Source organism: Komarekiella delphini-convector SJRDD-AB1, assembly GCF_014831675.1.
Taxonomy (GTDB): domain Bacteria; phylum Cyanobacteriota; class Cyanobacteriia; order Cyanobacteriales; family Nostocaceae; genus Komarekiella.
This window is the reverse complement of sequence record NZ_VJXY01000072.1, coordinates 1-23,550: the sequence shown is the minus strand read 5'-3', so window position 1 is coordinate 23,550 and position 23,550 is coordinate 1. Positions and strand designations below refer to the sequence as shown.

Annotated in this window: 26 protein-coding genes and 2 pseudogenes; 22 read left to right on the top strand and 6 right to left on the bottom strand. The window is 38.7% G+C overall.

Translation table 11 applies throughout. The features are described 5' to 3' along the window. Positions 1–116: 116 nt before the first annotated feature. The 3 genes and pseudogenes from FNW02_RS33820 to FNW02_RS33810 all read left to right on the top strand — a co-directional run. The gene (locus FNW02_RS33820) at positions 117–317 is read left to right on the top strand and encodes a hypothetical protein (protein WP_191761904.1); all 201 of its coding nucleotides are present in this window, start codon (positions 117–119) and stop codon (positions 315–317) included. Between the two features lie 117 nt (positions 318–434). Continuing rightward, entirely contained in the window at positions 435–1,037 is a 603-nt protein-coding gene (locus FNW02_RS33815; RefSeq protein WP_191761903.1) for a hypothetical protein, read from the top strand. Between the two features lie 2 nt (positions 1,038–1,039). Then, positions 1,040–1,249 (top strand): annotated as a pseudogene (locus tag FNW02_RS33810) (IS1 family transposase); the annotation flags it as partial. On the opposite strand, the gene FNW02_RS40285 reads toward FNW02_RS33810, so the two are convergent. The 4 genes and pseudogenes from FNW02_RS40285 to FNW02_RS33790 all read right to left on the bottom strand — a co-directional run bounded on the left by FNW02_RS40285 (position 1,229) and on the right by FNW02_RS33790 (position 3,889). Continuing rightward, the gene (locus tag FNW02_RS40285; RefSeq protein ID WP_191761902.1) at positions 1,229–1,507 is read right to left on the bottom strand and encodes a metal-sensitive transcriptional regulator; all 279 of its coding nucleotides are present in this window, start codon (positions 1,505–1,507) and stop codon (positions 1,229–1,231) included. The pseudogene FNW02_RS33810 and the gene FNW02_RS40285 sit on opposite strands and share 21 nt — an antisense overlap. A gap of 34 nt (positions 1,508–1,541) precedes the next feature. Next, positions 1,542–1,769: pseudogene (locus FNW02_RS33800) on the bottom strand (helix-turn-helix domain-containing protein); the annotation flags it as partial. A gap of 406 nt (positions 1,770–2,175) precedes the next feature. Then, the gene (locus FNW02_RS33795; RefSeq protein WP_191761901.1) at positions 2,176–2,847 is read right to left on the bottom strand and encodes a response regulator transcription factor; all 672 of its coding nucleotides are present in this window, start codon (positions 2,845–2,847) and stop codon (positions 2,176–2,178) included. Between the two features lies 1 nt (position 2,848). Then, positions 2,849–3,889 carry a sensor histidine kinase gene (locus tag FNW02_RS33790; RefSeq protein ID WP_431356837.1) on the bottom strand — a complete coding sequence of 347 codons (1,041 nt, stop codon included), beginning with the start codon at positions 3,887–3,889 and terminating at the stop codon, positions 2,849–2,851. 472 nt (positions 3,890–4,361) lie between these two features. Between FNW02_RS33790 and FNW02_RS39745 the strand changes: the two genes are divergently transcribed. The 11 genes from FNW02_RS39745 to FNW02_RS33740 all read left to right on the top strand — a co-directional run bounded on the left by FNW02_RS39745 (position 4,362) and on the right by FNW02_RS33740 (position 15,506). Then, complete coding sequence (locus FNW02_RS39745; RefSeq protein WP_263627846.1) at positions 4,362–4,496, top strand: hypothetical protein; 135 nt, start codon at positions 4,362–4,364, stop codon at positions 4,494–4,496. 165 nt (positions 4,497–4,661) lie between these two features. Then, positions 4,662–6,407, top strand: a complete 1,746-nt coding sequence (kdpA, locus tag FNW02_RS33785; RefSeq protein ID WP_191761899.1) for a potassium-transporting ATPase subunit KdpA — start codon at positions 4,662–4,664, stop codon at positions 6,405–6,407. An 86-nt stretch (positions 6,408–6,493) separates the two neighbouring features. Beyond that, complete coding sequence (gene kdpB, locus FNW02_RS33780) at positions 6,494–8,641, top strand: potassium-transporting ATPase subunit KdpB (RefSeq protein ID WP_191761898.1); 2,148 nt, start codon at positions 6,494–6,496, stop codon at positions 8,639–8,641. Positions 8,642–8,663: 22 nt separating this feature from the next. Beyond that, on the top strand, positions 8,664–8,936 hold the full coding sequence (locus FNW02_RS33775) for a potassium-transporting ATPase subunit F (RefSeq protein WP_191761897.1): 273 nt from the start codon (positions 8,664–8,666) through the stop codon (positions 8,934–8,936). Then, a complete protein-coding gene (gene kdpC / locus FNW02_RS33770; protein WP_191761896.1) occupies positions 8,936–9,580 on the top strand; it encodes a K(+)-transporting ATPase subunit C in 645 nt (214 codons plus the stop codon). The genes FNW02_RS33775 and kdpC overlap by 1 nt, the downstream gene beginning before the upstream one ends. A gap of 70 nt (positions 9,581–9,650) precedes the next feature. Further along, complete coding sequence (locus FNW02_RS33765) at positions 9,651–9,845, top strand: hypothetical protein (protein WP_225226109.1); 195 nt, start codon at positions 9,651–9,653, stop codon at positions 9,843–9,845. A 29-nt stretch (positions 9,846–9,874) separates the two neighbouring features. After that, the gene (locus FNW02_RS33760; RefSeq protein ID WP_191761894.1) at positions 9,875–11,242 is read left to right on the top strand and encodes a serine/threonine-protein kinase; all 1,368 of its coding nucleotides are present in this window, start codon (positions 9,875–9,877) and stop codon (positions 11,240–11,242) included. A 62-nt stretch (positions 11,243–11,304) separates the two neighbouring features. Beyond that, a complete protein-coding gene (locus tag FNW02_RS33755; RefSeq protein ID WP_191761893.1) occupies positions 11,305–11,637 on the top strand; it encodes a hypothetical protein in 333 nt (110 codons plus the stop codon). 93 nt (positions 11,638–11,730) lie between these two features. Further along, a complete protein-coding gene (locus tag FNW02_RS33750) occupies positions 11,731–13,191 on the top strand; it encodes a hypothetical protein (protein WP_191761892.1) in 1,461 nt (486 codons plus the stop codon). Between the two features lie 680 nt (positions 13,192–13,871). Beyond that, complete coding sequence (locus FNW02_RS33745) at positions 13,872–14,141, top strand: DUF7219 family protein (RefSeq protein WP_191761891.1); 270 nt, start codon at positions 13,872–13,874, stop codon at positions 14,139–14,141. Positions 14,142–14,315: 174 nt separating this feature from the next. Further along, positions 14,316–15,506: a universal stress protein gene (locus FNW02_RS33740; RefSeq protein ID WP_191761890.1), complete on the top strand. Its 1,191-nt coding sequence runs from the start codon at positions 14,316–14,318 to the stop codon at positions 15,504–15,506. A 72-nt stretch (positions 15,507–15,578) separates the two neighbouring features. Here the strand turns inward: FNW02_RS33740 and FNW02_RS33735 are convergent, their stop codons facing one another. Continuing rightward, entirely contained in the window at positions 15,579–15,902 is a 324-nt protein-coding gene (locus FNW02_RS33735) for a YnfA family protein (RefSeq protein ID WP_191761889.1), read from the bottom strand. Positions 15,903–16,398: 496 nt separating this feature from the next. Here FNW02_RS33735 and FNW02_RS33730 point away from each other — a divergent pair, with 496 nt between their 5' ends. Genes FNW02_RS33730 through FNW02_RS33715 form a run of 4 tightly spaced genes read left to right on the top strand, consistent with a single transcriptional unit; the run spans position 16,399 to position 18,292 of the window. Then, positions 16,399–16,728 carry a TrkA C-terminal domain-containing protein gene (locus FNW02_RS33730; RefSeq protein WP_191761888.1) on the top strand — a complete coding sequence of 110 codons (330 nt, stop codon included), beginning with the start codon at positions 16,399–16,401 and terminating at the stop codon, positions 16,726–16,728. Positions 16,729–16,733: 5 nt separating this feature from the next. Continuing rightward, the gene (locus FNW02_RS33725) at positions 16,734–17,276 is read left to right on the top strand and encodes a hypothetical protein (protein WP_191761887.1); all 543 of its coding nucleotides are present in this window, start codon (positions 16,734–16,736) and stop codon (positions 17,274–17,276) included. A gap of 15 nt (positions 17,277–17,291) precedes the next feature. Further along, entirely contained in the window at positions 17,292–17,666 is a 375-nt protein-coding gene (locus FNW02_RS33720; protein ID WP_191761886.1) for a hypothetical protein, read from the top strand. 59 nt (positions 17,667–17,725) lie between these two features. Continuing rightward, the gene (locus FNW02_RS33715) at positions 17,726–18,292 is read left to right on the top strand and encodes a pentapeptide repeat-containing protein (protein WP_191761885.1); all 567 of its coding nucleotides are present in this window, start codon (positions 17,726–17,728) and stop codon (positions 18,290–18,292) included. Positions 18,293–18,397: 105 nt separating this feature from the next. On the opposite strand, the gene FNW02_RS33710 is transcribed toward FNW02_RS33715, so the two are convergent. Then, positions 18,398–19,291, bottom strand: a complete 894-nt coding sequence (locus tag FNW02_RS33710; RefSeq protein WP_191761884.1) for a transposase family protein — start codon at positions 19,289–19,291, stop codon at positions 18,398–18,400. A gap of 255 nt (positions 19,292–19,546) precedes the next feature. On the opposite strand from FNW02_RS33710, the gene FNW02_RS33705 reads away from it, so the two are divergent. The 4 genes from FNW02_RS33705 to FNW02_RS33690 all read left to right on the top strand — a co-directional run. After that, positions 19,547–21,106 carry an ATP-binding response regulator gene (locus tag FNW02_RS33705; RefSeq protein WP_191761883.1) on the top strand — a complete coding sequence of 520 codons (1,560 nt, stop codon included), beginning with the start codon at positions 19,547–19,549 and terminating at the stop codon, positions 21,104–21,106. A gap of 292 nt (positions 21,107–21,398) precedes the next feature. Beyond that, positions 21,399–22,520, top strand: a complete 1,122-nt coding sequence (locus FNW02_RS33700; protein ID WP_191761882.1) for a sensor protein KdpD — start codon at positions 21,399–21,401, stop codon at positions 22,518–22,520. Between the two features lie 122 nt (positions 22,521–22,642). Then, positions 22,643–22,855 (top strand): hypothetical protein, encoded by a 213-nt coding sequence (locus FNW02_RS33695; protein WP_225226108.1) that lies wholly within the window; start codon positions 22,643–22,645, stop codon positions 22,853–22,855. A 164-nt stretch (positions 22,856–23,019) separates the two neighbouring features. Continuing rightward, the coding region (locus FNW02_RS33690) for a transposase family protein (RefSeq protein ID WP_225226107.1) at positions 23,020–23,550 on the top strand (531 nt) is incomplete at its 3' end.

Below are 23,550 nucleotides of genomic sequence, written 5' to 3'. Positions count from 1 at the left end.
GGGAAAAGGAGCGTAACCAGCAGAAAGCTAAAATCGATTGGCGTTTTGCAGCTTCAGATGCCAGAGTGAAATTCCAACGGTTATATCCTAATTTACACCTGTCATAATTTTCTTGGTTGACTAGTAGTTTACCATGTCGAGAACTTGATACAGATTATTTGTCTCTGTTGTCAGTATGGATTGACCAAGCTTTAAGCAACAATCTTTCTGTAGCCTTGGATTTGGCCCAAGCGCACAAGTGGTTGCGACAAATTACTGATTGTTTGCGCTATCCTGAATACGAATGTCACGAAGATAAGCTGGGGAGGCTGGGGTAGCTGGGGAGGCTGGGGGAGTAAAGAGCAATTACTGATATCTCTTACTACTGCAATACCCTTGAATACACTAATTTCTTTGTCTCCCCCAGCACCCCCAGCACCCCCCGCTCCCCCAGCTTGCCTCAACAAATAACTAAACTTAGTGCCATTCATCCTGAATACTCCAAACGCAGCGCAGATAATGTAACCGATATTACTCAAACTATTAGTTCACCCTTAACGAGCTTTCAGGTTCGGCGCGAGATGGAAGAGTTGTTACAGATGTTTCAACCTGACCATCAACAAAATCCTGCACAGTTTGCTCTCAAGAAAAAGTTACAACGTTTATGGGATAAATACGGGGCTAACTTATTGCACTGCTATGATATCCCAGGCTTGCCGCCAGATAACTTGAAAATGGAAGCGATGTTCAGCCATTTGCGTCGTCATCAACGGCGAATCAGTGGCCGCAAATCAACTACCGCATTGCGCTATTTTGGTCAATATCAAGTTTTATTCCTAGCTGAAAGCGAAAAACACTTACTTGAGCAAATTCAGGAAGTTCCCACAGCTGAGTACAAAACTCAACGTCTTAGGCTAGCTTTGGCTGAAGCTCCTCGCCAACGCAAACATCGCCTTCACCATGACCCAATTAGCGCAATACAAGTTCTGGTCAATCAACATACCGAACTTCTCTCTGTGCTTGATTCTCAAACTCTTAAATACCAATTAGATAGTTAGGGGTTTATCCTTGCTTCATCAGCGACGAAGACCATATTGTTAGTAAAACCTACATGACCAGGGTTGAAGGAGAAAACAGTCGTTTTCGACATTATCTTGCTCGACTACATCGGAAAACTTTTTGTTACTCTAAGTCAGAAGAAATGCTGAGACACTCTATTCGGCTGGTCATACATTATCTTAAGTATGGTTCAGTGCCGCTCACGATGTGAGGTACAAGTTTTATTCCAGCGATCGCCTGATTCATATTTTGATTCAGCAACGCCAATAATTCGACCAACTTGCTTAACTGCTCCTCGGACAGCAGCTATTTGAATCAATACATCCGGACAAGGACGACTATCCTCAACCATATTCTTGACACCCCGAATATGTCCTTCAATACGAGACAATCGTTTTATCAAATCATTTAAAGATGCTTCACTGTAAGTATGCTGAAAATTGGATAAGTTTTTTTGATGAGAATCCATATAGCTAATAGCTTAAACTACGCTTGTTTATGCTGCGATCGCCTAATCCTTCTGTGCCCAACTCGTTGTATCTTTTTACCAATGCGTACATCCATGTCCTACTGTAGCCTGTGATTTCCTCTACTTCTTCGGTTTTTCTTCCTTGTGCTAGTAACCAGATAATCTGATACTGACGGCTTTCTATCCCATCTTTGGCTTGACGGTAACGTTCTTCTAGCTCTTCTGGACTCAGATGTGCGGCTACACTAATTCGTTTCGGCATTAGTCATCTTTGCACTCACTTCTTTTATCGTAACCGATTACCCGGACATGATATTACAGACTTCCAAACAAAAAATATACAACTTTTTTTGTGGGGTGGACATCTTGTCCGCCCCTGTCCAAAGGCGGGCGAGACGCCCACCCCACAAGAGTGGATAATTTATTTCTTGGTAATCTCTTAGACCGTGCTGCGATCGCCTGTGCCAGTTGCGTAAGTCCTGTTCATATCTGAACTAATCGGTTCAGTTTAGCTGTTTGAGGAATTCGCCAACGGTATCAGTCCTGTGGCGAATCACAAAAAATAGTAAAACTATGCATACATATCATTCATTATATGAATTAATTAAATTTTTAGATTAATTATAAAAGCATTGTCACTGCCCAAGGCAATTGTCAAGGTTTTCAGTCTACTGACTTTTGATTAACTGTTTTTGTAAAGCAACAAGCACAGCTTGAGTGCGATCGCTCACTTTTAATTTCTGTAAAATGGCATGAATATGAACTCGTACTGTTCCAGGTGCAATACACAGTTCATGAGCGATTTCTTGATTAGTTTTTCCAGCCGCTAACAGTGATAGAATTTCTTGCTCACGTCCAGTGAGGGGATTGTCAGGCTTTGTGATGTTTTCTGGCTCAAGTTTAGGTGTCTCGTAACTCAATGAAGAACGAATTTCTTGTGTTGCAGTTGCATCCCACCAAGAAGCACCACTCGCCACAGAACGTAATGCTAACACTAATTTTTCCGCAGCAATTCCTTTGAGGCAGTAGCCTTGTGCGCCTGCTTCAATCAAACGTGTAATTAGCGGCTTTTGCGAATGGGAAGTAAAAACTAAAACTGGTAGTAGAGGATTTTGCTGTTTAATTTGTTTACAAGCTTCGATTCCTCCAATTCCTGGCAAACCTACATCCAAAAGCACTACATCCAGAGGAATTTGCTTAAGTAGCTCGATAGCTGTTTCACCATCTTCAGCCTCAGCGACAATCTCTAACCCTGGTTCTTGTTGCAATCGCACGCGCAAACCCAAGCGGAAAAGTTCGTCGTCCTCAACAAGCAGAATTTTAATTGGGATAGAGGACATTTTACGCAGTTAGAGATGGAAATGGATAAACAGGCAGCTTGAATGCAAACATCGCACCAGTTGGTACTCTATTCTCTGCCCAGATTATACCTCCGTGAGCTTCAATAATTTGGCGCGATAAATAAAGTCCTAAACCCGAACCCTTGGCTTGGCGATCGCTATGTCCTTGGTAAAATCGTTCAAATAAATGAGGTAACTGTTCTATGCCAATACCTGCACCTGTATCCAAAATTTTTACGACTTGATAAGAGGCTTGTGGTTCCAAAACTACTTCTACCCTTGCACCGCGACGTGAATGATTAATTGCATTCACTAAGAGATTGTTAAAAACTCGTTGTAGTTGCAGTGCATCACCTTGAACCCACAATGCGTGTCGCCAGTCAGAATCACCATAACTTACCGAAAGATGAACGCGACGATTGGCAGCTAATGCAATCAAACTACTAGCCACATCTTCTGCTAAGTTGGTCAAATCTACAGGTGCTAAGTTCAGTTTTAAGCCTTCAATATCGTTGCGATAGACATCTAACAAAGTTTCTACAAGTTGTAGAGAAGTCTTGTGGCTGCGTGCCATTGTGTCTAATACTTGTTGCTGGGTGGGTGAAACTGAGCCAAATTTTTCTTGCTGAAATGCAATGATAGTTTCAATTGCTCCCAAAAGTGGGGTTTTTAAATCATGGGTGAGTGTAGAAGCAAAATCTTCTCGCAGTTTGACTAATTCTTGTTGAGATTCTAGTTTGGCACGGGTAATGGCGATCGCTTCTTGGGAACGACGCAAGCGCTCGCTTAACACACCAGTTACAATCAAAGCCATTGCGGCGATCGTGCGACTGGCAATTGTGGATGTTTTAATAACTTCACCCCCTGGCAAGAAAATATTTAAAATCGTTAAGAAAACTGCGATTGTCGTCGCTCCAAAGGTTGCAGTCCCCCCGAACCATGAGTTCGTCAATAATATTGGCCCTGTATAAAAGTAGCCAAACACATACTCTGTAGGTGTAGTAAACTCCAGCAGCACGACAGTTACAAACAGCCCTAACATGACTAGCAATCTACTCAATCGTGAGTTTTTAGTCAGAAGTTTCGTAGGAAGTAGAAGCATTGAAAATATGTTTTTAGTCATGGAGGCTGTTAATTTTATGATAAATAATTAAATTCTAATATTCAATTTAGGAGAATTTATTTAATTCTTAACAGCCGAGATAACGTTTAGATAAAAATATATTTTGTTTAGGAATTAAGTATATACAGTATGCCTTAAATTGAACGGTAAAACTATAATTAGGACGTTATTTATTTTAAGTTAATCAAAATAAATTTTCATAAATAAAACATAAAACCCTTTTAGGCAAAACTAGCGTTTAGAAAAAAAATAAACATCCTAAACGTTTGTATATATTTTACCTAAACGCTAGATATAGAAAAATAAACGCTTTATCAAGAAAAAATAAGCCTATTTTTATATCTTCTATGTCTTGTCTTCATTCTCAAATCAATGAGATTATGTAAATAAATTGATACAAACAATTGCAGACAAACCCTATGTCTATGTATGGCAACTCAAGGAATTAGTATTAACTACTCCAATCGAAGGAGAGTATTTGATGAAATTGAAATGTTATGACTTACAGCAGATTGCAGGTGAATGAGGTACAAATTTTAACCAAAAGCCATGAAACAAAAGACTTTCAAACCTGTTACCTGTTACCTGTTACCTGTTACCTGTTACCTGCTGTATATCTGAGCCTCATTGATACTCAATATTCCAATAGCTTTGGAAATTCTTTATTACAAATAATCAATTGGTATAACTCATGCTACAAGGATGGCTACAAATAGCATTAACGCTACTAATTGTCGTAGCAATAACTCCCTTTTTTGGGCGATATATGGCGCGTGTCTATCAAGAACAACGCACTTTGCTCGACCCAATCTTGAACCCTGTGGAGCGATTAGTTTATGCTCTGATTGGTGTTGCAACTAAAGAAAATATGACAGGTTGGCAGTATGCCAGAGCCATACTGTACAGCAATGTAGTGATGGGAGTGTTTGTTTTTTTGCTGATCCTCAATCAAGGATGGTTACCCCTCAATCCTACTAATTTAGGTGCGCCAACTTGGGATACAGCATGGCACACTGCTATTTCCTTTATTACTAATACCAACCAACAGCATTACTCAGGGGAAACCTACTTAAGTTATGGTAGTCAAATGTTTGGGCTGGGATTTCATATGTTTACCTCAGCCGCAACAGGGATTTGCGTAGCTATTGCCTTTATTCGCGGGTTAACTGGTAGACCATTAGGCAACTTTTATGTAGACATAACTCGCAGTATTACAAGAGTTTTGCTACCTATTTGTATTGTCGGTGGGATTGCCTTGATGGCGGCTGGTGTTCCCGAAACTTTAGCAGGGCCAGTTGTCATTCCTACCTTAGAAGACCCTAACATTAGTCAGGCGATCGCACGCGGCCCGGTGGCTCATTTTGAAATCATCAAAGAACTAGGAGAAAACGGCGGCGGCTTTTTTGGCATCAACTCCGCCCATCCCTTTGAAAATCCCAACGGGTTTTCTAACTTAATTGAGATTGTGGCGATGCTGTCAATTCCTACATCTCTGATTTACACCTACGGTTTGTTTGCCAATAACACTAAACAAGCTTGGTTAGTTTATGGCATGGTAGGTATTATCTACGTAACATTTATTATCATCACTGCCATTGGCGAATATAACGGCAACCCGGCTGTTAACGCGCTTTTGGGAAGTACGCAACCGAACCTAGAAGGAAAGGAAGTCCGGTTTGGCTGGGCGCAGTCTGCATTGTTCGCCGTCAGTACAACTGGAACTATGTGCGGTGCAGTTAATAGTTTGCATGATTCCTTTATGCCTAATGGGGGTTTCGTTACCCTCTCTAATATGTTTTTGCAAATTGTCTGGGGTGGACAAGGTACAGGCACAGCTTACTTATTTGCCTACTTGATTCTGGCAGTGTTTGCAACGGGTTTAATGGTAGGACGCACACCAGAATTTCTCGGACGCAAAATAGAAAAGCGCGAAGTGGTGCTTGCGAGTTTTCTGATTTTGTTAGTTCATCCCATCGCCATTATGATTCCGGCAGGAATTACCCTAGCATTTCCTGAGCAATTATCAGGCATTAGTAATCCAGGCTTTCACGGCTTTGCTCAAGTCATTTATGAATATGCCTCGGCTGCGGCTAACAACGGTTCGGGATTTGAAGGTTTAGGTGATGGACAGCCTTCACCTTTAGCTATTGCAGCCGGCGCAGAACCAACAATTACAGGTTTGTGGTGGAACCTTAGCGCTAGCTTCAGCCTCATTGCCGGACGCTATATCCCCATTATCGGTTTGTTGTTATTAGCAGATAGTATGTCTCGCAAACAACAAGTTCCTTTAACGGCGGGAACATTACGGACTGACACCGGACTATTTACAGGCGTAACCGCAGGCGTAATTTTAATTCTTGGCGCACTGACATTCTTTCCAGTCTTAGCATTTGGCCCCATCGGTGAAGCCTTTTTGATTGCCAGAGGTATTGGATAAGGAGTTATTGGTCAATGGTCAGTCCAGAGTCAAAAGTTATCTTTCCTTACTCACCTAATTCCTCATCACCTCATTCCTTATAATCTATGACAAATAATATAGACTCATCACCTCGTCCCCCCCATGTTCCCCACGGAACTCGTGACTCACGCAGACATACTCCCAAGGCAGATATGCGGGGGCTTTATCAAAGAGCCATAAAAGAATCCTTCGTCAAGCTTCATCCCCGAATTGCTGTCAAAAACCCAGTCATGTTTGTGGTTTGGGTGGGAACAATCGTCACTTTTCTGGTGACTGTTAATCCTAATTTATTTGGTACTTTACAGGCAGATGTTAACCAGCAACGCTTGTTAAATGGCTTAATTACCTTAATTCTGTTTTTTACAGTTTTGTTTGCTAACTTTGCCGAAGCAGTCGCGGAAGGACGTGGTAAAGCACAAGCAGATTCCTTGAAGTCAACCCGTTCCGATACTATTGCTCGTAAAGTTCTGCCCGATGGTACGATTGTGCAAGTTAATTCCACAGAATTACACCGCAACGATTTGGTGAAAGTGGTTGCTAATGACATGATTCCTGCCGATGGTGAAGTAATTCAAGGTATCGGTTCGGTGGATGAATCAGCAATTACTGGGGAATCTGCCCCTGTGCTTAAGCAACCAGGTACAGATATTGCTTCTTCTGTTACTGGAGGTACACGTTTACTCTCAGATGAGTTGACGATTCGTATTACAGCCGATCCCGGCCAGGGTTTTATTGACCGGATGATTTCTCTTGTGGAAGGGGCAGAAAGAACGAAAACTCCTAATGAGATTGCCTTGACAGTATTATTAGCCGTACTGACGCAAGTCTTTTTAATTGTCGTGGCTACCATGCCTCCCTTTGTCAACTACATCGCTAACTTCATCAGTACAGTGTTTGGGGCAGAAGCAGCAAACAGTTTGCGTGCAGGTGCTAGCGTTGCGATTTTGATTTCGCTATTGGTAGCTTTAATACCCACAACCATCGGTGGATTACTCAGTGCGATTGGTATTGCTGGAATGGATAGGGTAGCTCAATTTAATGTTATTGCTACCTCTGGACGTGCTGTAGAAGCCTGTGGCGATATCAACGCATTGGTGCTGGATAAAACAGGTACAATTACCTTGGGAAACCGCATGGCTGATGAGTTTATCCCTGTGAATAGCTACACAGTTGCAGATGTGGCACGAGTGGCCCTAGCCGCCAGTGTATTCGATGAAACACCAGAAGGCAGGTCAATTGTCAAACTAGCCGAAAGTTCTGGCGTGAAAACTGATTTTGACCTCAAACAAGCCGAAGGTGTGGAATTTTCAGCCAAAACTCGTATGAGTGGTACTAACTTACCTAATGGGAAGGAAATTCGTAAAGGAGCAGTGGATGCAATTAAAGGCTTTGTCCGTTCTCGTGGTGGTCGAATTGCTGATGATGTAGATACAGCTTACGAGCGAGTTTCCCGCTTAGGTGGTACACCCTTAGCAGTCTGCCAAGATGACCAAATTTTTGGAGTCATTTATCTCAAAGATATTGTCAAACCTGGCTTACGAGAAAGATTCGACCAATTGCGGCGTATGGGTGTGAAGACTATCATGCTCACAGGTGATAACCGCATTACCGCCAGTGTCATTGCTGAAGAAGCCGGAGTTGATGATTTTATTGCCGAGGCTACACCAGAAGACAAGATTAGTGTGATTCGTAACGAACAGTCTCAAGGTAAGCTGGTGGCAATGACTGGTGATGGTACTAACGATGCACCTGCATTAGCTCAAGCTAACGTGGGTGTGGCGATGAACTCTGGAACCCAAGCCGCCAAAGAAGCTGCTAATATGGTGGACTTAGATTCTGACCCCACCAAGTTGATTGATTTGGTGACTATTGGTAAACAATTACTTATTACCCGTGGGGCATTAACAACTTTCTCCATTGCCAACGATATTGCTAAGTATTTCGCCATTATCCCGACTATCTTTGCGGCGGCTGGCATTGGCGCACTTAATATTATGGGATTAAAAAGCGCCCAATCTGCAATTATCTCAGCCTTAATTTATAACGCTTTGATTATTCCCATACTCATTCCTCTCGCACTTAAAGGCGTAAAATTCCGTCCCTTGACGGCAGATCAACTATTGAAACGTAACATCCTGATTTATGGTTTGGGCGGCATTATTGCACCTTTCATTGCCATCAAACTCATCGATGTCATTTTACCTTTGTCTTAATTTCTAGTTACTCAAAACTACTATGAAACTCCCTCTGAAGAAGATTATTCCCCTTCTTTTACCCCAGGTACTTGCAGGAGTAAGTGAAATTTGGTTGCAGTGGCGTAAGCAAAAACTACCTCTGTATTTGTTCTTGGCAATGTGTTTAAACCTGATAGTTGCACCTGTTGTTTATGCGGCTACGGGCGAACAATTTTCTCATTTTCAAGCTTGGACATTAGGACTGTTAGGGCTAGTGACGTTAGGCCTTTCTACATATTTATTTTTTGTAATGTTTGTACCGGAGAAATTCTAATGAGTTTTGCAACAGAAGCCAGCAGAGCAATTCGTTCTACTATCGTTCTTTGGGTGATTAGCGCAGTTATTTATCCGTTTGTGATGATTGCGTTTGGACAAATTGTATTTCCATCTCAAGTAAATGGTAGTTTAATCCGAGATAGTCAGGGTCAAGTTGTGGGTTCTAGTTTAATTGGTCAACCATTTACGAGCGATCGCTACTTTAACAGCCGTCCTAGTACCACTAACTATAGTTCGGCAAATCCGAAAAATGATGAAGCTTTAGTGCTGAGAACAGGAATATCCGGTGCTAGCAATTTAGCTCCCAGCAATCCCGCATTAATTGAGCGCATTGTAGGTAAAGACGATCCTGACCCAAGTAAGAGGGTTGTAGGCGATTTCAATCGTTTGAAAAATGCCAGTGTCCAACCAATTGCCGATTTAGTTTACACCTCTGGTTCTAGCCTTGACCCCCACATTACCCCGGAAGCTGCCAGAGCGCAAATTGCTCGTGTCGCTAAAACGCGAGGACTCCAACCCCAACAGTTAGAAACTTTGATTAATCAAAATACTGATGGTCGTTTTCTAGGACTTTTTGGTGAACCTGGAGTCAACGTCTTAAAATTAAATCTCGCTTTAGATGCATTAAAATCTGCAAGTTGAATTCCGATTAATTCCGATGCTTATACCAGAAAAAATCAAAACATTCATTTGTTGCAACTTTGTTAGTTGGATGTTATTTACATCTCTCTATACCTGGTTCATGTTGGGATTGCAAAATCAATCTTTACCACTGCTAGCAAACATTAGTTTCCTCACAGAAGATCGAGAAACAAAACTGTTTCAGCGCGAACGTGGTGGTGTCAGACGTGTAGGAAGCAATAGTGCGAGAAATATCACCAAGGGAAATTTGAGCAAAACAGTTTAAATCATGCAAGTTAAGGAGTAATCCGTTGTATGTGCAGCGGTTTTCCTGATAACCAAAAATACTTACAGTCCCTAGACGAAAATAGCAATTCTGAATTAAAGGAGTCAAACACATTACTCAATGACCGCTACCGTATCCTCAAACCTCTAGGACAAGGAGGCTTTGGTAAAACCTTTCTCGCTATTGATGAGAAATCTACTCAAAATAGTCAATCTTTAGATTATCTAACATCTAACATCTGTGTCATCAAACAATTCTTGCCACAGTCGCAAACTGGCCATCATAGCCAAAAAGCCTTAGAACTATTTCAGCAAGAATCTCTACTTTTAGCAGAACTCGGTAAACATCCTCAAATTCCCCAACTACTAAATACTTTTGAGCAGGATGGTCAACATTATTTAGTTCAAGAATGGGTGAACGGACTAAATTTAGAACAGGAATTAGCAGAAGCAGGTGAATTTGATGAAGCGGAAATTATTCATTTGCTGCGTGAATTGTTGCCTTTATTGCAGTTTATTCACTCTTATCAGGTAATTCATCGGGATATCAAACCTGCTAATATTATCCGTCGTCGAACAGACCGCCAATTATTTTTAGTAGATTTTGGAGTTGCTAAATATAACTGGCATTTGGCAACGGGAACCATGATTGGTAGTGCTGAATATGCTGCACCAGAACAGATTAGAGGTAAAGCTGTATTTGCCAGCGACCTTTACAGCTTAGGAGTTACTTGCCTACATTTGCTTACCCAGATGTCACCATTTGACCTCTATGATTGCAGTGAAAATAAATGGATATGGCACTCATATTTAGTTGAGCCGATAAGTCCATCTTTAGAGAAAATTATCTGCAAATTGGTGCAACCAGCAACTAAACTACGCTATCATTTTGCAGCAGAAGCACTGATAGATTTGAATAAATTACCAAAATACTTTAGTGGTTCATCAAATCCGTCTGCTAACACAAATAATGAAGACTTTGAAACTCCTTACTTTGGGTGGAAGCGTGAAGCAGATTTAATTGGTTCTGTAACATCATTTGCCGAGAGTTCTGTTGCATCTGTCACTATCTTTGACCCGAAAACAAAAACTTGGCATTACATACCAGCTAAAACTGAAGGTGGCGAACTAGCGCGGAAAGTAGCAGCATTTTTAGCCCCGCGTCTAGAAGCGGCTACACCTCCCGTACAAGAGGAAAAATCGATTGCGGTTAATCAGAAAGCTAGGAACAAGCTAAATAAGATGTATCAGATAATTGTGACGGCGATCGCCTTTACTATCGCTTGTCTAGCTTTAGCAGTAGAATCAAATTCAATTTCTACCAATTTGAAAGAGGAAATATCGAGAACCATAAAGCAATTTATGAACATCGGACATAACGAAACACCACTGCATTGAGTTCTCTGTTTCTTTTTCTAACTTTCTAGAAGTTCTGTATTAGCAATCATTCTCTCGTAGCTATGAACTTCAAAAACTTTAATCTTCAACCAACTTTTTCTGTGAGTATTGTTTCTCATTCGAGTCAGCCAAAATTGGCAAATCAACCTGAACAAGATATTGGTTATCTAGCAGGTGTTTTTGTAACTTCCATAATTATTGGCTTTCTCTTAGGATGCTACTTACAGTATAAAAAGTTCAAAAATCTACGTCATCAGCATTCAATAGAAATCATCCGCACAATTGAATCATTAAATGATCTCCAGCAGCCAAAACTTGAGATAGACAAACAGATGACTAATGAAAGAAAACAGCAAATTGAAATTTTAGGAGATATTTGGAATAAATCTTCTTAGTTTCTAATTTGCACATTAATAATTACCTTCATCTTTGAAGGTATGAGTAGATTAGGAATTTCACAACTTCATCAAATAAAAATTCAAGGACTTATGAGACAGAAAGAAACAGTATTTGTCATTCCTACCCATCGCTTAAGAGACGTAGCCCAAACCATCGAAAAGTATGACGAAAATTTCTGGGCTAATGGTCATGCTACCAAAATCATGATATTTGATGATTCCAGCATTGCGAACTACGAAAAATACTATCCACTGCTAGAACAAACCAAAACTGTAAACGATGTATTTTATGTTGGGCCTCAAGAAAAAGAAAAGTTTATTACTTTCTTAAATGAAAGATTGCGAGATAAAAAACTAGAGTCACTTGTTAAAAACCTATTTCGACCTAGTTACGGTGGAAACCGCAACTTCACACTGATGTACACTCTCGGACATTTAATGGTCAGTGCAGATGATGATATGCGACCTGATGCACTAGTAGAAACCAGTCCAGAATCTCTATCACCAGATGAAATTTGTCGCGGTAAACTAATCAAGTCTAACCAGGAAGGTGGGTACATTCATAAATCTTTCGATTTACTTACTGCCTTTAATGATGTTTTAGGTAAAAAAGCCAGCCATGTACCAGAAAACTACGAAGCTGGGGAGTTTTTGCTGGATACAGCAATGGATTTAGAAACTAATACGACAAAAGGTTATTTTACAGAAAACTCTTTGTTATTACAAAGAGGACGAGTATTAAATAACTCGGTTGTCAAAATTGCTCAAACATTCCGCACAGGTACTAACGATATTGATACACTTGACTTTGTGCATATGTATCTGAACGATGAGAATCAAATCAGTCCTTATGACCTAAACGATTATTATATTCTCACTAATTTTAGACCTGTTGTTACTAACAAAAATTGGCGCATGGATTGTGGCGTTGCTGTATATGATAATCAGTTAGGATTGCCACCATTTTTTCCGACTCGGCTCAGGTTTGAAGATTATATTTATAGGCTTTGGATACAACAAGAAGGTGTTGTAGCTGCACACGTTGATGCAGTACAAAATCATATTCGCAACAATTATATGCGTAATCCTTTAGCCAGTGAAATTTTTAATGAAGAAATATGCAGCCTGCTCAAAAAGAAAATTAAAAGCAGTGTCTATCATATTGATGATTTAGGAATCAAATTTGATTACTCTGGTGAAGTGACTTTACTTGATTCGGAAGAAATTTTGCAGAAGATATCTGTTATCCATGAGCAAATAGTTAAAGCTTCATTATCTACACAAAACGATGAACGTAAACAATCTTTGCAATTGTTTGCTAATAATCTATCGAGGGTATTTTATGGCTTTGAAGCAGATTTCTTTCAGCAAAATGTCTCTAGAATTGTCGATGATGTCATTAGTCAATTTCATGCTTCTCTAGAAATCTGGCCGACTCTAGTGGAAATTTGTTACTTACACAAAGATAAGAAAGATTTGCCTCAAATCAGAGTTAAAAATCAAAAAATTAAGTCAAGAAACGGATATAAAGTTGGTGAGATAGTAGCCTAAATCTATCCTGCAAAGGTAATTCACCTTGATTCTATCTATAGATGAGAGGTTGTTTAAAAAGTGGTTGGCTGTATCTTAGTACTGATTTATACCCCCTAGTCATTCTTAAAAAAGAGGGAAGAATCAAATTCCCTCTTTTTAAGGGGAATCTGAAAGTATTTGCTACATCATAAAGAAATTTTCCAACATTTCTGACCTCCATCACAAAAATCAGCAGTTTGATAGTGCAAGTAGTGTAAGTTTCATTCAATTACAAGTAACTGTGCTGTAGCCAGATGAAAATACCAATAACTTCAATTGTTATTATCATCACATTCAGGTTTTAGCCATGCCTAAAAGAAAAGAAACTCAATCTCTTATTTTATCCATCCTCATTCCAATAGTTTTTATTAGTGGTATGAGTTTATGGATATTAAAAAGTTATGATTTCAGCAATTTACATAACTCAATATCTACACCTAATAATTCGACTTCACAACCTGAAACTAAATTTAAAAAATAGTAGTTTTAATGGTGGCTTATCAGCTTTGCTTTTCAATTTTATTAAAGCAGTAGATTACACTATCGTTAGCCAAAACTTACAATAGTTTAATCAGAAGCAGGCAAATGAAGATAATACAGAAGTGCTTATGTAAAGGTTGGAAATTTTATTTTATTATTTATGCTAGGAAGACTCAGTTATGCAAAAGCCCAATGAGGGAAACAAAGACAACTTTCTCTACCCTCGCAGTCGCTACTACGGTTCAGTCAAACCAGAAAATTTGGTATTTAATGCCAATCTTCAAGAATTTGCTCAAAAAATTAGCTACATCGTCAATTTACAAACAGGTGGAAAACTCTCTTGTGAAATTGCCTACGAACGGATTGAGGCACTTTGGAAACAATTAGAACTCAGTAAGAAGGAATTAGGGATTAGTACAGAGTTAAATCAGCATTCAGGTGGCTTGTAATAAGTTGTTGCAGTGTAGTTACTCAGAGCAATCTCGATTCTTTTTTTACTTATCTTACTTAGAAAGTGATTGCTCCAGATATGGTACACAAAAAGTACAAAAACTGAAAATTTTAAGGAAGTTTTAAACATTGAATAGAGTAAGATTAATTTTATTGACGTTGATACTCCAATCATGTCTAACCTCTTCCCGATTTCAGCCAACAGTACCTATACTCATCCTTCCCGTTTTGGCAAACATAAAATCCTTCTGGGTATGGCTCCTGGTGTGGGCAAAACCTATAGGATGCTGGATGAAGCCCACCGACTCAAACAACAAGGTAAAGATGTAGTTATCGGCTACTTGGAAACACACGATCGCATAGATATAGCTGCCAAAGCTATTGGCTTGGAGATAATTCCTCGCAAAATTGTACAACAGGGTGAATTAATACTCACTCAAATGGATACAGATGCCATCCTTGCGCGTCAACCTCAGCTAGTTCTGATTGATGAACTAGCGCATACCAATATACCGGGGTCTGGGAGAGACAGGCACTACCAAGATGTGGAGGCAATACTGAAAGCAGGTATAGATGTTTACTCTACAGTTAATGTTCAGCATTTAGAAAAATTTAGCCATTTAGTTACCCAAATGACAGGAATTGCCGTACAAAATTGCATTCCAGATTATTTATTAGAAGTCGCTAATGAAGTGGTGGTTGTGGATGTCACACCTGAAACCTTAGAAGAAAGATTATTAGATGGTAAGATTTATCCACTGGATAAAATTGAGCGATCGCAGCAAAATTTATTTCAGCATCATAATTTAGTATTACTACGAGAACTGGCACTGCGAGAAGTCGCTGATAAGATTGAACAAAAAGGAATCAAAGAAGCAGGTTACACTTCACTTGCACAGGCTTGCTGTGTACATGAACGCATCCTAGTTTGTGTTTCACCCCAGCCACACTCCCTGCAACTAATTCACAAAGGAGCCAAAATCGCCAGTTGTATGAAGGCTCCATTTTATGTTTTATTTGTCAGCGACCCCCAGCGTTTCCTAACAAAAGAAGAAGAACTTCATATTGAAAGCTGCAAAAAGCTTTGTCAAAAGTTTAACAGTGAGTTCGTACAAGAATCCGGTCATAACGTTGCCCAAAAAATTGCTCAGGTTGCAGACTCTTACCGAATTACACAAATAGTTTTAGGTCAATCTTGCCACAATCGCTGGCAGAAGATTTTTAGAGGCTCTTTGATTAGCCAACTGATGCGTATATTAGCTCACCAATTACCGCAGACTGCGAATCATAACTTAAACGATAAAAAAGCAATTTGCGATCGGACATCGTTTTCCCAAATTGACTTTCATCTAATCTCAATTTAACAGTAAACTGTAGCATAACTGACAGAACTAAGCTAAATGGCGGTACACGTCAGTTTCGGCAATTTCAAGTTACTAACGATGGTGGCTGAACAAAATTACAACCGTTCCAAGTAAGCAGATTGTAACGCCAAGTAAGTCATACTTATCTGGTTTGACACCTTCAGCCAACCACAACCAAACAAGAGATGAAAGAATGTAAACACCACCGTAAGCAGCGTATACTCTTCCGGCATTTGAAGCCTTAACTTTGGTGAGAGCAAAAGCAAAAACGATCAGAGCTAACACTCCTGGAACAATCCATAAGATGCTCTTTCCCAGTCTTAACCATACCCAGAAGGTGTAGCAACCGAAAATTTCTCCCAAAGCAGCAATTAAAAAGAAGGCAAGTGCTTGCATCTTTAGTAAGGGTTTAAGATATACATACTACACCATGTCTTAACAATATGATTACCACTATTTTAAATACTAAGTTATTTAACACAGCATTTTGAAATTTAGACACAATGGTTTCGGGCTAGAAAAATTAGCAGGGTTCAAATGGTAAGGCTAAAAGTAATGAATTTGGTCTGCCAAATCCTAATTTTTAGATGAAAGTCAGGTTTTTCTCAACCCTTGTCTAATTGTAAATTGCGCTCAAATGTAATATTCCTATTCTCCCCCACTTCCAGCCCAAGTTACTATCTTTGGCTGCAACTTGGTATGAGTTTATATTCGGACTGTTTAGTATTTGATATAACAAATTTATATTTCTAAATATAGAATGTTTAGATAGAAAATAAACATATGTTTATTTTTTATTTAGCGTTTAATTTTTAAAAAATATACCTAGTCACGCATATTTTTCTACATAAAATGATGCACAATAACACTATAGTTAAATAAAAAATATTTTGTGTTTAACAACCAAAGTGTGATTGAACCAAGTCTATTTGGTGTTTTAATCCAAACCAATAGTATTTACTGTGGCATTCCTTTAAAGGAAATTCAGTTACCTGAAAAGTGTAGTTTTTTAGGGATATTAAGAAAAGAACAGGTCATTCCTGCACAAGAAAACCCTGAAATTTATTCTGGAGATTACATCTTGGCGATAGCAATACATCCCATGATGGTTCCAGCCCTAAAAGTCACTTTAAAAAAAATTCATTCTGTTTATTATTCACTTAATGCTTGCTTACTAGAAGCTCGACCAATACCTACTCAACCTTCTTTATTTCGGCGATAGCAAGTATGTTAAATAATTGTAGTTCTGCACATCTTTTAGATATGGATATTTACTTTTTGTCAGATCATGCACCAGATCCTGAGATGATTAAAGACTTAGGCTCTCCGATTACAACCCAGATTAAAGGTGACATCAGCGATATTCAGGCTCAAAACAATCTCATATCTTTTAATGAAACCCTTTTTATAGGTGGACAAAAAATTCAAGCCAAGCATACAATTTCTGCCGAATCAATTGTTATTGTCGAAGCTCCGCCTATATTACAAGCAGATTGGTTAGCAGCAGGAGTTTCTACACTTTTAGTCACGCAAATGAAGGAACAACCCGGCCCTTGGGGTACTACTATCTTTAAATATTGTGGGCTAATACAAATTCATAAGATTGAAGTTATTACCTCACCCTGGAAAAGCAAAAGTATTGGTGTAGGGAGCATCCCCATAGTACCAGAAGAGAAACAGCAGTTAGTTAATTCTGATTCGTTTTCAATGGTAAGTTTGTTTCAAAAGGTGGGATGGAAACCTATTAAACAGCATTTATCTCCTTGGTAAATAGAGAATTTTGATATGCAGTTTTCGGAAATACCACAATTTTATATATCCGCAGAAACAAGTGCAAATCAATCCACCTTGATGGCAACTCACCCAATAGCAGCAACACATAATGAGGCAAAAACAAAGGATGGAGATATACCTGCGACTATAGTATTTTTAGCTCCTATTTGCTTTATAACTGTTGGAGCAATTTACTTGTTTATTATTTCAAGTTTTCTGAAGTTTACAGAAAAGAAAAATCGTGTATCAAACGTTGTTGAACTAAAACAATATCCCTGTAGAAACTGTAAATTTTTTGATGACAATAATTATCTAAAATGTGCAGTAAACCCCTCAGACGTTCTTACCAAACAAGCAATCAACTGCTCTGAATACCAGATGCGATAGAATGTCTTACCTACAAAACTTTAGGAATATCTAAATTCGCAATGTAGAATTTAGTTCAGATGATGATTAATTTTTTACGTCTTCTTCCTGTAACACTTGTCTTAACTCCCACTTTAGTTAACCAAGGCAATGATTTTTTGCGTCAAAATGCGATGAAACAGCTTCAAGAAACAGGGCGATGCTTTAGCTGTAACTTATCGGGAGTTAATTTTTCAGGAGCTAACTTACAAGGGTTTGATTTACGCTCAACAGACCTTCAGGGTGCTAACCTGAAAAATGCCAATCTTCGGTATGCAAATTTACAGTGGGCAGATTTGCGAAATGTAAATTTACAAGGAGCTGATTTGACTGGAGCAAACTTGAGTTTTAGCTTGCTAGTTAATGCTAATTTACAAGGAGCAAATCTGGAAGCTTCTAACCTAAAAATGACAGACTTGAGGAATAGTAATTTCAGCTATGCAAATCTTATCAAAGCATCTATAAGTCAGGATCTTCTGAATAGCCGTTCTGTGAATCTGTGCAGAACAATCTTACCTAATGGCACGATGATGTCAGGGCGTTGCAACAATAGACCTGTCCGAAAACTCCAAAGCCAGCGTGTTCAAAGCTTTGAGACAAAACTTTGATATTTTTGCAAAAACGCAGTTATGAGGGTTTGAGATAGTTAGTGATAGTTTAGAGTCATAAAAATGGACTCCTAGTTTTTCAAAGCTAGTAATTATTACTATTAGCTAATTTGGGAGAACTAAACTACCAATCCTGAGCCTAACTAACCCACAAACTGTTAAGATAATCTGCTCATAAGTATCAATCCTTAAGCGAAATCTTTGTGAGGCTATGCGAAATATTTTCAGCACGCGAATCAAATGCTCAACAAATATCCGATTACTAGATAAAGCTTTGTTTTCATCTTTTTGTTGTTGAGTTAATTCTTGTTTCGGTTTTCTTTTATGAGGAGTAGTAATGTTTTCACCGCCTTGATATGCCTTATCAAAAGAATTTGGTTGAGATTCATCAAATTTTTTCTGAGATTTACGAAACAAATTTATATCTGCTGTTGGCCCACGAGCGCCTACTTCTACCTCGACAATATCTTTAGCTTCTGGTAGCCCAATTACTTGACTTTTCAAAGTATGTTGTCTCTTCTTGCCAGAAAAATATTCTTGTTGTTCTTGTTGGTCAGAAGGTCTATATATCGGCTGTTCCAGGCTATCGACTAATAGCCTAAAATTTGTTAACACTTCTTGAACAAATAGTAAATCGCTTTCATTATTTGAGACTTGTTCTAATAAACTGGAGGGCAAAATATCACGAAGAATTGGTATCCATTCATGAAAAGTATCGTTAGCTTCCGTCTTAGAAATCCCAAATAACATTCCTAATACTTGAAATGTTGGCATCTGCCTTAAATAAAACAAGCACAGACACACTTGCTCATTCATTGACAACTTGGTTGGACGACCTCCTCCAGGTGCATTAATTCTAATTTTCTGGCTTGACTGTTTAGCTTTGATATCTTGGTGTCGTTTTTGGGCACAATTTAATAGTGATTGTAGCTGTTTGTAACTAATCCCTAAAATTTGTTTTGTTCGGTGTGGATATTTCTCGATATAATCAAAAACCATAGTTAGTTGGGAAAAACAGTAGACACTCAATTAAACGTTTTACCATTTTTCTTTTCCTAAGTTAATATTTCGGACAAGTCTAATATGCCCCTTCAAAAACCTGGGTTATTAAAATAAACTCAGGTATTTTAATACCTGACTTTAACTTGTATAGGAATCCGCTTTAATTCCTGAAATTATTTGTGTAGGCAGCGAACAGAAAAGAAGGGATTTAAAGGTGTACGGATTTTTTTCCAAAATCAATAGGAGTCCTATATGTTAAATGTTTTGTTAATTGATGACAATATAAGCGATCACTTTTTAGCAATTTGCTCCCTGAAGAAAGAATTTGCTGATGTGCAGATCGCAGAAATTAAAAATCCACAGGAATTAGCACAGGTGCTAGAAAATGGTGTTTTTGATGTAGTAGTTACCGACTATCAAATAAGCTGGATTGATGGCATCTCTATTCTGAGAACTATCAAGCAGCACTATCCTAATTGCCCAGTTGTGATGTTCACCAGTAGCGGTAGTCAAGAAATAGCAGTTGAGGCGATGAAGTCTGGGTTGGATGACTACGTACTTAAGTCACCCAAATCTTCTTCTCGTTTAGCAACAGCTGTACGGTTAGCAGTGGAGCGAGCAGAGGCTCGCGCTAATGCCGAGGCAGCAAATCGACTAAAAGATGAGTTTTTAGTAACACTATCTCACGAATTGCGAACACCACTCAATGCTATTCTGGGTTGGGCGCAAATCCTCCTCAAGCAAACGCCAAATAGCAGCACAACAAAGCGTGCTTTGGAAACTATTGTTCGCAACGCCAAAACCCAAGCGCGAATTGTTGAAGATATTTTAGATGTTTCTGGGATTATTACAGGTAAATTTTCTCTTCAGGTTGCCCCTGTTGATTTGGTGGCAATTGTTAACACAGTAATTGCATCTGTCAATCCTGCGATCGCCACAAAGGCGATTCATTTAGAAGCTAAGTTAGATCCCCTCGACGGACAAGTCTTAGGAGATGAAACACGATTACAACAAATTTTTGGGAATTTGTTGTTGAACGCAGTCAAGTTTACTCCTGAACACGGTTATATTTTGTTACAAATAAAGCAAGTAAATACAGATGCGGTAATTACAGTTAAAGATACAGGAATTGGAATTAATGCCGAATTTCTGCCATTTGTTTTTGACCGCTTTAGTCAGGCAGATAGTTCAACAACTCGGTCTTACAGAGGTTTAGGATTAGGATTAGCGATCGCTCACCAGCTTACAGAACTACATGGAGGAACGATTGAGGCAACCAGTATAGGCGAAGGGCATGGTGCTACCTTTACAGTTAAGCTACCCTTGATGTCAAAACAATCCCTAGAAACTAATTGCTTAACTGAAGCTACGTATATTGAGTCAAATAGCATTCAAGATGATTGTCAAGTACGGAATAATAAGCTGTGCCTTACAGATTTACGAATATTAGTAGTTGACGACGAAGTAGATACTAGGGATTTACTGATTTCCATTTTGGAGCAAGAAGGCTCTGAGGTTATTACTGCCGCTTCAGCACAGGAAGCAATGGTAGCTGTTTGTAATTCTCAATTTGACCTGTTTGTATTTGATATTGGTCTGCCTCAAGAAGATGGGTATACCCTATTGACTAGAGTGAGAAAGTTGGAACAACTGCATAATAGAGAAATTCCAGCGATCGCCCTCACAGCTTATGCTGCCAAAGAATACCAGCAACAAGCTCTGGCGGTTGGTTTTCAAAAATACCTTGCTAAACCTGTAGAGCCTGATGAGCTAGTTGTTGCGATTTCTAGTTTACTTGAAATCAATGAATAAGTATTCAAGAGTAAAAAAATGCTTTTCAGCTTAAGCCCGTGTTGTAAAATTGAGAAATCTGTAAAAATATGCACGAGCAAAAGTAAACTTTCCTATAGAATATTATTTTGTCCACCAACTCCATCAATAGCGTAATTAGCTCCTCAGCATTTTAAAATATTTGCTGACCAATAAACTTATAGGAGATTCTTTAGGTATTTTTGGCGAAACTAAAGTCACTTTCCTAAAAATGAACGAAATATTCAACTATTTGTGCAATAAATCGTTAAAAACCTAGATTAATCACCTATTCATGTCCAATAGCTCTACAATCTCTCCTGACAGATCTTACATTCGTCCTTACCGACGTGGAAAACATAAAATTTTCATCGGTATGGCTCCTGGTGTGGGCAAAACCTACAGGATGCTGGAAGAAGCACATCAGCTTAAACAAGATGGTATTGATGTTGTGATTGGCATCTTGGAAACTCATGGACGCAAAGAAACAGCCCAAAAAGCTACAGGGTTAGAGGTAATTAAGAGAAAAGTCAGCATTAGAGAAAACGTTACTTTGCAGGAAATGGACACAGATGCGATTTTACAGCGTTCTCCTCAACTAGTGTTGATTGATGAATTAGCTCATACTAATGTGCCTGGTTCTCAACGAGAAAAACGTTATCAAGATGTGGAAGTAATTTTAGCCGCCGGAATTGATGTTTACTCCACCGTTAACATTCAACATCTAGAGAGTCTAAACGATTTAGTGGCAAGAATTACAGGTGTTGTGGTGAGAGAACGTATTCCCGACCGCCTGCTTGACGAAGCTGATGCTGTTGTAGTTATTGATGTTACTCCAGAAACTCTAGAAGAACGCTTGCGAGAAGGTAAAATTTACGCTTCTGAGAAAATTGAGCAATCCCTAAAAAACTTTTTTCAGCGTCGTAATCTGATTGCTTTACGAGAACTTGCTCTGCGAGAAGTAGCGGATACAGTAGAGGAAGAAGCAAACACTTCTAAATTAGAAGGGCAGAACTGTAATATTCACGAGCGAGTTTTAGTTTGTGTGTCTACCTATCCTAATTCAGTGCAGTTACTCCGTCGGGGAGCTAGGATTGCTAATTATATGAATGCACGACTTTATACCGTTTTTGTTGCTAACCCTGAACAATTCCTAACTAAAAAAGAAAGTTTACATATTGATACTTGTGAAAAATTATGTAAAGAATTTGGTGGTGAATTTTTGCATGTTAAAAGTCACAATATTGCTCAAGAAATTGCTCAAGTTGCAGATAGGTATCACATCACTCAAATTGTTATTGGTGAAAGCCAACAGCCTCGATGGAAAAGATGGTTTAAAGGCTCTTTCACGCAGAGATTAGTAGACCTAATTCGACATCAAAACATTGATTTACACATTATCGCTACTGAGAAATAATTAAAAAATTATAAATATATTGCAGAAAATAAATAGAACCAATAAAGTATTCTGACTGTTCTGTCATTGAAAGCTAAAATTTTAATAATGTAGAGGTATATCTGACGAAGCAATGCAGGGAAATGAGCGAACTATATAAGGCTGGAATCATTGAGGTAACAGAAGGCGAAGCCGAAGATGAGGATGAAGATTTATTTGAAGTCGCGGTGCATTTTGACGGCGATATTTTTCTTCCCAGCGTTGTTTTTGAAGGCAAAGACCATGCATTACGGCAAGCTAAAAAGCTTTATGATTGGCTAGAAGCTAATCCAAAAGAAATTAGGTTCTTCCGGTAGTTTTATGGTAATTATTAGAAGTCATCAAGTTTTAATAACTAAAAATCAGTAATATTAATGCCTATAATATAGACTGTATAAACATTTTAGGAATTTCAAATATACTTAAATACCGCCATAACTCTCATCTAAATTATAATATCGTAAAGTTTTAGGTGATCGCTATGAAGTTTCCTGTAGAGCAAATCTTGAATCTTCCCGATATGAAAATACTAGATTTTCAAGAAATTGAAGGGGAAGAAATAATTATAACTATAGAAAAAAGCCTGAATTATTCGACTTGTCCTTCCTGCGGACAAAATACTCACAGTATACATCAAAATCATTGGCGGATGATTCATGATTTACCTTGGAGTAAAAAACCAGTGCTATTAAAAATAAATCGTCGCCAATTTAAATGCCACAAGTGTAAAAAAGTCTTTAGTGAAAAACTAGACTTTGTAGATAAAAGTAAAGGGTATACTAAAAGATTAGCTATAGACATAGTTCAACAAGTATTAAGTAGTAACATCCGTAGTGTTGCCGAAAGAAATGGCTTAAGTGACGAAGAAGTAGAATCAATGTTAAAAAGTAAGGATTCAGGTGGCAGAGTATTGACAAAGGTAACACTTGAGAGGGAGTATCACAAATATGAACCAAAACCTGTCTCAAGAATTAGACCGAGAAAGCTTGAACCAGTTATCAAAAGAGCAACT

Excerpts from the sequence above, each read along its gene's own strand:
- FNW02_RS40285 (WP_191761902.1), bottom strand. The coding sequence starts at position 1,507 with ATGGATTCTCATCAAAAAAACTTATCCAATTTTCAGCATACTTACAGT.
- FNW02_RS33795 (WP_191761901.1), bottom strand. The coding sequence starts at position 2,847 with ATGTCCTCTATCCCAATTAAAATTCTGCTTGTTGAGGACGACGAACTT.
- FNW02_RS33790 (WP_431356837.1), bottom strand. The coding sequence starts at position 3,889 with ATGTTAGGGCTGTTTGTAACTGTCGTGCTGCTGGAGTTTACTACACCT.
- kdpA (WP_191761899.1), top strand. The coding sequence starts at position 4,662 with ATGCTACAAGGATGGCTACAAATAGCATTAACGCTACTAATTGTCGTA.
- kdpB (WP_191761898.1), top strand. The coding sequence starts at position 6,494 with ATGACAAATAATATAGACTCATCACCTCGTCCCCCCCATGTTCCCCAC.
- FNW02_RS33775 (WP_191761897.1), top strand. The coding sequence starts at position 8,664 with ATGAAACTCCCTCTGAAGAAGATTATTCCCCTTCTTTTACCCCAGGTA.
- kdpC (WP_191761896.1), top strand. The coding sequence starts at position 8,936 with ATGAGTTTTGCAACAGAAGCCAGCAGAGCAATTCGTTCTACTATCGTT.
- FNW02_RS33765 (WP_225226109.1), top strand. The coding sequence starts at position 9,651 with ATGTTATTTACATCTCTCTATACCTGGTTCATGTTGGGATTGCAAAAT.
- FNW02_RS33760 (WP_191761894.1), top strand. The coding sequence starts at position 9,875 with ATGTGCAGCGGTTTTCCTGATAACCAAAAATACTTACAGTCCCTAGAC.
- FNW02_RS33755 (WP_191761893.1), top strand. The coding sequence starts at position 11,305 with ATGAACTTCAAAAACTTTAATCTTCAACCAACTTTTTCTGTGAGTATT.
- FNW02_RS33750 (WP_191761892.1), top strand. The coding sequence starts at position 11,731 with ATGAGACAGAAAGAAACAGTATTTGTCATTCCTACCCATCGCTTAAGA.
- FNW02_RS33745 (WP_191761891.1), top strand. The coding sequence starts at position 13,872 with ATGCAAAAGCCCAATGAGGGAAACAAAGACAACTTTCTCTACCCTCGC.
- FNW02_RS33740 (WP_191761890.1), top strand. The coding sequence starts at position 14,316 with ATGTCTAACCTCTTCCCGATTTCAGCCAACAGTACCTATACTCATCCT.
- FNW02_RS33735 (WP_191761889.1), bottom strand. The coding sequence starts at position 15,902 with ATGCAAGCACTTGCCTTCTTTTTAATTGCTGCTTTGGGAGAAATTTTC.
- FNW02_RS33725 (WP_191761887.1), top strand. The coding sequence starts at position 16,734 with ATGTTAAATAATTGTAGTTCTGCACATCTTTTAGATATGGATATTTAC.
- FNW02_RS33720 (WP_191761886.1), top strand. The coding sequence starts at position 17,292 with ATGCAGTTTTCGGAAATACCACAATTTTATATATCCGCAGAAACAAGT.
- FNW02_RS33715 (WP_191761885.1), top strand. The coding sequence starts at position 17,726 with ATGATGATTAATTTTTTACGTCTTCTTCCTGTAACACTTGTCTTAACT.
- FNW02_RS33710 (WP_191761884.1), bottom strand. The coding sequence starts at position 19,291 with ATGGTTTTTGATTATATCGAGAAATATCCACACCGAACAAAACAAATT.
- FNW02_RS33705 (WP_191761883.1), top strand. The coding sequence starts at position 19,547 with ATGTTAAATGTTTTGTTAATTGATGACAATATAAGCGATCACTTTTTA.
- FNW02_RS33700 (WP_191761882.1), top strand. The coding sequence starts at position 21,399 with ATGTCCAATAGCTCTACAATCTCTCCTGACAGATCTTACATTCGTCCT.
- FNW02_RS33695 (WP_225226108.1), top strand. The coding sequence starts at position 22,643 with ATGAGCGAACTATATAAGGCTGGAATCATTGAGGTAACAGAAGGCGAA.